The organism is Alcaligenes pakistanensis, assembly GCF_014652815.1.
In the GTDB taxonomy this organism is placed as follows: domain Bacteria; phylum Pseudomonadota; class Gammaproteobacteria; order Burkholderiales; family Burkholderiaceae_B; genus Alcaligenes; species Alcaligenes pakistanensis.
The window spans coordinates 24,476-30,987 of record NZ_BMZN01000006.1 but is presented as its reverse complement, the minus strand read 5'-3'; the positions used below and the strand labels follow the sequence as shown (position 1 = coordinate 30,987).

General features: G+C 53.4%; 7 protein-coding genes. 1 reads left to right on the top strand and 6 read right to left on the bottom strand.

Annotated elements, in window-relative coordinates:
* Window positions 1–330 precede the first annotated feature (330 nt).
* Both IE156_RS17420 and IE156_RS17415 read right to left on the bottom strand, forming a co-directional pair.
* A complete protein-coding gene (locus tag IE156_RS17420; RefSeq protein ID WP_189393928.1) occupies window positions 331–708 on the bottom strand; it encodes an ead/Ea22-like family protein in 378 nt (125 codons plus the stop codon).
* 91 nt (window positions 709–799) lie between these two features.
* Window positions 800–1,159, bottom strand: a complete 360-nt coding sequence (locus IE156_RS17415; RefSeq protein ID WP_189393927.1) for a hypothetical protein — start codon at window positions 1,157–1,159, stop codon at window positions 800–802.
* A gap of 119 nt (window positions 1,160–1,278) precedes the next feature.
* Here IE156_RS17415 and IE156_RS17410 point away from each other — a divergent pair, with 119 nt between their 5' ends.
* On the top strand, window positions 1,279–1,446 hold the full coding sequence (locus tag IE156_RS17410; protein ID WP_189393926.1) for a hypothetical protein: 168 nt from the start codon (window positions 1,279–1,281) through the stop codon (window positions 1,444–1,446).
* A 1,424-nt stretch (window positions 1,447–2,870) separates the two neighbouring features.
* Here the strand turns inward: IE156_RS17410 and IE156_RS17405 are convergent.
* From IE156_RS17405 to IE156_RS17390, 4 genes are all read right to left on the bottom strand, one after another.
* On the bottom strand, window positions 2,871–3,092 hold the full coding sequence (locus tag IE156_RS17405) for a hypothetical protein (RefSeq protein ID WP_189393925.1): 222 nt from the start codon (window positions 3,090–3,092) through the stop codon (window positions 2,871–2,873).
* A gap of 646 nt (window positions 3,093–3,738) precedes the next feature.
* Window positions 3,739–4,365, bottom strand: coding sequence for a hypothetical protein (locus tag IE156_RS17400; protein WP_189393924.1), 627 nt, complete (start codon window positions 4,363–4,365; stop codon window positions 3,739–3,741).
* 300 nt (window positions 4,366–4,665) lie between these two features.
* Window positions 4,666–5,826, bottom strand: coding sequence for a type I restriction endonuclease (locus tag IE156_RS17395; protein WP_189393923.1), 1,161 nt, complete (start codon window positions 5,824–5,826; stop codon window positions 4,666–4,668).
* Between the two features lie 145 nt (window positions 5,827–5,971).
* Window positions 5,972–6,355 (bottom strand): helix-turn-helix domain-containing protein, encoded by a 384-nt coding sequence (locus IE156_RS17390; RefSeq protein ID WP_109089679.1) that lies wholly within the window; start codon window positions 6,353–6,355, stop codon window positions 5,972–5,974.
* Between the last annotated feature and the right edge of the window lie 157 nt (window positions 6,356–6,512).

Genomic DNA, 6,512 nt, shown 5'->3' with positions numbered 1-6,512 from the left:
ATAAGTCACCAGGGAAGGGCCGAATGCGATAAGCCCGCCTACCGTGATAACTGCAGGTATTGCGATTGCGAAGGTAGGGAACCAGCCCCAGGGCGGGGTGCTGCTATTTGGTGCGTAGCATCCCTGTCCATCGAACGGGTTACGGCGGCGAGTGCGGGGGAAGCCGGGGTTTTGGTCAGTCATCGCCATCCTCCGCATCCTCGTCTCCGTCGTCCTTATCTTCGCGCTGGCAGTTTTCCCCACCGCAATTCGGGCATTCGGTATGCGTGAGATTGCCCCACATCCCCATCCAGCGGATTCCATACTGGTTGCATTGCGAGCAAATCATGGTCATGTTGCTTCTCCCGATAGGGCGGCTAAAGCAATACGCACGCAAGGTCGATCGCTGCCCCATGCTTCTTCGGCTGCATTTGCCAGATCTGCTAGAGCTTCCCGCAGCCTCTCAATCTCAGCCGCCTGGGCGTCTCGCTCTGCGAGTAGCGCGCAGATGGTTTCAGGATTGGCCGCTGCAATCAGCAAGGCATTGGCGCTCTGTTCAGACTGTTGCTCTGGGTGAGGCCATCCGGTTTCGACGAACGCCATGACGCCGCTGACACTTCCGCCTCGAACGACTATTCGGTGTGAATCTCCTACTTCGTTGATGGATCGTGGGCCCGGCGTGGGCCCGTTTGCCAGCGCCGCACGCAGTTGCGCGTAGTTGTAGCTCATGACTGTCTCCAGATACTGATAACGGTCTCGACTGCGAGCGCGATAAAGAAAGCAGCGCAGCTAAAGAAGCCGGAGAAAATGAAATACTTGATCAACACGGCAGCGCCTCTTGCTCCTGGGCTGTCATGCATTCGTAGCTGACATCAGCCCATTCTTGAATGATTGTTTCGGTAAGATCCCGAAGGGTGGCTGTGTCCTTTTCTTCGGGATCAAGCACGGTCTTTAGAAACGGCCCCAGTGCGTGGCCGTTCTCGGACTTGCTGATTTCATCGTTCAGGACTTCGAGCAAGCCTTCGCGGGGCTGCGCCGTGACCCGATTCGGCCAGCCCCACGACATCAGCACTGTTTGCGTGTTGCCGATGAGGCAGTCGCGGATTTGTTCCGCGATATAGGCGCGGCGGCGCTCCGCCAGCTGGTGCGCGCATACCTCGCGTTCTGCGATAGCGTTCATGTTTAGCTCCGGGGGGATTGCGCCGCATCCGGCGCCATTGAAAGGGGAGAGGGTTAGCTTGCATCCCCCACCGTCACGACTTGCGCGCGCAACTCGGTATTGGCAGGCTCTGGAGTTCTATGCCCTCTAGTCGCAGCACTCCCGCCGCCCATGGCGTGGGCGGTTTTGATATTGAAATGGTTGAGGGAGTGGGAGAGGGAGTGCTGCGACTAGAGGGTGCCCGCTCTCACCATGCGGGCCATGGGCCTGTGCGCCTACAGGCTGGCGTACTGCCACTTGTGCTTTAGGTTGCCGTCCACCAGTTATCGGGGGTGGGTACTCCCCAACTGTCAGGCCACTTTTTCCCCATGCCGGTATCGCCCAGCTTTCTGCGCCCGTGTACTCAGGGATTCAGCGGACTACGCCGCTACGATGCATCGCCGCCCATGAGGGCCTCCTATGTATTGTTTCGGCGTGACGCTACGCCGTGAGCATGAAAGTGGCGATGGTGGCTGGCTGCAAATTCCAGCTTGGCTCCTGTGTCCAGGCTCGCCGTCTACTGCCTGCCGTGCTTGGGCATCCCCAAGTCTTGCGGACTTCCCGAGCGTCACCGCTACTACGGCCTATGCGCTTTGCCTGCGCGTACTGCTCACCATCATCAAGGCGGGCAGGGCTTGATACCTGCTGTGTCTTTTGGCTCGGATCATTACCTAAAGCCTAACGAGGGATCACCTAACCCCATTGCGTGTCCTATCCACGCCGCCGCCTTGATGATGCCCCTCATAAGAAGGGCTGCCTGGACCTCGCTACTGCTCATATGCGAGTCATGTAGGTGTTGATGGGTCTTTGTCATGCTTGCCCGGAAAATCTGCGGGCCAGCGCATTGGTTTGGGTTTATTCATGGGTAGCTCCCGATCCCTTGGCGATAGCCGCCTTTAGGTTTGCGACTGCTCGCACTGGGTTTCCGTGAAATCCAGCAGGGCTCTCCTGCAGGTTCACGAAGTCCGGCATGACAGCGCACCACATTTGGCGGCCCTCATCGGTAAGACCATCTTGAAAAATTCGCACCTCGTTAACCTGGGGACCGCCGTGGTTTGGGCAAGCGTGCCGGAAGCAATATGGGAAATCTTTATGCCCTCTTGTGTGGAGCAGGTAGTCGCTTGGGAATTGGTGTCCATGCGCCTTCGCACCACATAAACCTGCAGGGGCACCACCCAGCCACATTGGCGCTCTGCATGCGGACTCTTGCCACGGCCCAGGCGTGTGTTTGTGTTCCATGTCTATCTCCTATTTATCCGTCAGCACCCTGAGTCAAGGTACTGATGGATAACCGCTGCGCTCCTGGCTACTCCCAGCTGAGCTGGCTCCAGGTAGCGCAACGTCCTAAATCCCCACGTCACGGGTTGTCCGTCTCACTCTTTATCAGGGGGTGTGGGGATGCGCCCTGGGCCTAGCCGTGCGTGTTCGCACCATTGGCCTATTTATCGCTTTGCTGGTTTTTAAAGAGCCTCCGCCGTGGCGGGCGCAGCCTTTGCTGCTGGCGCTCTCTCTGTACCGTTACTAGGCTGCCCTGAGGGCTAGGCTGTTCTGCGTTTGGTGAGGCGTTGGAATGAATTGTAAGAGTGCTAACAGATAATGTAAAGCATGCTAACGTTATTATCGTAAGAATGCTTACGCTTAGATTGGAAAAAAAAGCCCGCATAAGCGAGCAGGGGAGTGTGGAGAAAGGTGCTCAGTCGATCGGAGTGCCGCTCTCAATGCCAAGGATTACGTCAATTAAGGTGCGGCGAAGGCTGGTCATGATGCGAAGCTTTGCATCGTCTTGTAGTGCTGGTGATAGCCAGGCGGCCTCCGCAGCGTCAATGACAGCACAGCTTTCTTCGAGCCTTTCTGCGGCAGCCCGCAGTAAAGCTGAAAGTTCGGCCGGCGGCTTGGTGTTCTGATTACTCGTCATATCGCAATGCTCTTCTCTTACAAGTGGGCGTTTTAGATACGCGCTCTGATTCGTGGGAGCTACGTGGAGCGCATCAATATGGCGGGGCAGGGGGATAGATATACTGTATATCTATACAGCATTTAAGGTCAAGGTGGTGTCGTCGGTGGCATGGAACGACCGTCGTCGAAAGTCGGCCGGCTATGTTGAGGAGCGCCAAACAGACGACAAAAAGCCCCTTTATAGGGGCTTGCTTTGTTAACGAATGGAGATAGTCAACAGGGCTTCTGAGGGCCTAAGTCGATTAGCCGCTTCGCGCTCTCTATTTGAGTCTGCGCAGCAGTCAAAGTCACCTTGGCAGAAAGATTGTAGTCAGCTTCTACGCGCGCTAGTTTAAGTGTCTTCAATATATACGAATGGATCTTGGAGTCTTTTTTCAACTCTGTATCAGTGATTCGCGGATTACCAAGTTGATAAATTAATGTGGCATGCATGCCACGCCTCTCCGGAGGCTCCGCGCCTGGAAGATCCAAGCTGTGATGAAAGTCTTCAGCTGTGTGGTATGCAGCGTAGTAAGCTCGGCTAACCGAAGCTCGTAGGGTCGCTTCACATTCATGTGAGGCACAGAGTCTTTCAGAGAGACCTAGAATCTCGCGAGGTGTGACGCTCATTGGGCCACCTCAAAACTGATATGCAGCTTATCCAGCAACTCAAAATCCACGTCCACCATGAGCTCAGCCAGCTCAAAATTAAGTGTGGCAGCTTGGGCCGGGCTGACATCGAGAGGATAGCGAAAATATAAACACGAATCGCCGTCCATTATATAAATAATAGGTTGAGGAGAGCTATTCGCGGGCATATATGAGTGACGGCGGAGAACATCCCCTGCTTTGTCTAAAAAAGCAGCTACGTCTTTATCGGTAATATTTGATTCCCGCATGAAGGTCGAGACCTTAGCGATAGATTCCGCTGGGTAAGTCTTGGGCGCTGTCATCCCTTTCCCTGGAAGTCCTTGGTAGCTTTCATGTACGGACCGGTAGGCACCGGTATTGAGGGCAAATGGAAACAATGGTCCAAACAGCCCGATCTCAGGCGCTATCATTTTGCAGAAAATGTCTTGAGCTGCGGAATAGCGATGTAGGTTTAATAGCCCTACGCCCTTAGTTTGCTCCCATTCTCCGGTCGAGTCTAGCCGTTCGGCGTTTCGAATTGCGTATTGAAACGCCTCCTCATCACCTTGTATCTGAGCAATACGTGCCTTGCAAATCCATCCATCCGCAGCATTTACTTGCATGAGTTTGTCGCATTCATGCAGAAGGCGGCGTATCTGTAGATCATTCCCGCTGAGGTATACCGTTGACTCAGTCAGGATTGCGTTGATTGCGTCAGTGATCGTGTTAAGAGTTGTTGCGGGTTGTTGGCTTGCCATAATTAGTTAATTTGAACACTTCTGGAAGGGGTTGGCAAATAATCGCCGCTCAGATTGGCAGGGGGCGCCGTGAGTCTTTGAGATCTAAGCCTTTCAAAGGGCCCTCAACGGTTAAGCTGGGCTCATGAAACTTTCACTCACCCTCGCTACATCTTGGTGACTGCCTTACTCGTCATCTGACTCGACTCTACGAGACGAGCGACGGAAATTCTCATCGTTTTGGCAGTACATCAAAGCGTCTCGTAGAATGCCTGCGAGTCGGTACAGGTCTTCGGGTTTGTTCAAGATGATTCGACCATTTTTGCCAATCTCTAACCCGGCCCGTTGAGCCTCTATATTGTGGCTTTCAGTCATTGGTTCAATGAACTGAATCGCGGGGCGGCGCTTGTCACCCCAGAAGCGGAAGAGCCATCTATTCGATTTCCCACCAGAAACCACAGAGAAGTATGTCTCAGTATCTCGCATGGACAAATCTTCGCCTGGAAGAATTTCTTGGCAGATCTGGTAGAGCTTCTGCTCTTCTGGTGTCGTGATTATCTTTTCGTTGTCAGGGTCAATGATCGGCGCATCTTCGTCGGACAGCACGACCACTGGCGGCGCTTCCTCGGTTTTCTGCGGTCGTGAAAGGCTGGTGGCGACCATTGAGCTTACTGATTGAGCTACTGCCTGGACCACCAAGGGCTGAATGCTTTCCAGGAATCGTGCATTAAGCTGTCGTTGGATGGATGCTCGTGTTGCAACATAACGAACAAAGTCCACATCGCACTCGCGCAGGGAGGATGTAATGGCCTCTCGGAATGCTGACAGGTAGATATTTTCTTCCGCCATAGCGCGGAGCGCGCCTGCCTCTAGCTTATCGTGATGAAAACGGAATAGTTGCTCCGCAGCATCCTCCTGCGGAGCCTCAAAGTCGACAGTCAAGAATGGATCTTTGTCCATTATGTTTCTGTTGACCAAGTCAGTGAAAAAACGCCACTCCCTGCCGTTTGTTATTGCGGCAACCGCCACCTCTGGGGTCGCGTTGTAGTACCTGGATAGCTGAGGGCAGTGGTTCGTCAGGTCTTGGGCGTATGCCTTGGCTTCAATAAAAAGCACAGGCGTCCCATTACTGAATAGCGCGTAATCAACCCGCTCAGTGGCTTTCACCCCGGGGAAGTCAGAGCCATACTCTGCCTGAACTTTAGTTGGGTCGTATGGGCTGAAGCCAAGAATATCAAGCATCGGGAGGATCAAGGCTTGCTTGGTTGTCTCCTCCGAAATGCAGTGGGCACCAACTTTGTTCACATGCTCAATGTGTGAACTGACTCGCTGTATAAACCGTTCCATTGCCTCACTCACAAAACAATAATATTTAAAATCTCTGGTTACTTTATTGGTAAAAAATATGGGGCCGTATAGACCCCATGTATCCCTATTTGATTAGAAGCCAACACTCAACTCAGTAACTTGGCTAGTGTGACGTTTCATCGTTTCAACCCTCGTCTTTCTTTACGTCCAGGCCGAGCTGGGCGGCGGATAGGAGGATGGCGGTTTCAAGCTGCATACGCTCTCTGTCTGGGTCTAGAGCGCGAACCTTTTGATTATCGATAGAAGAGAAGGGCCAAGACTCCGCTGATACGCGGTCTTTAGCTGTCTCTGGACCAACGCCTTTGGCTATCCATAGCGCGCTGTAACCCGTCTCCCGCTCTAGGTTAAGAGCAACCTCCACATCACCAATCGTGTGGATGATTTTGCTTCCTTTACCGGCCCACTGAGAAACGGCGGAACGACTCACCCCAGCCGCTTTGGCCATCTGGGTGTCATTCCAGGCCATTACAGCCTTCAATTTTTCGATTCTGTCTTTTAGTTCGCTCATATGTAAGCGCAATTACACTCTATTTTAAGAAAAGCGTGCTTGCAATGATTGCGTAAGCACGCTAACATTTGCGCATGAAGAAACAACATGCCATCCAGCTACTAGGCGGCTCTGTGAGTTCCGCCGCTTCTGCTATCGGGATCATGCCTCAGGCAGT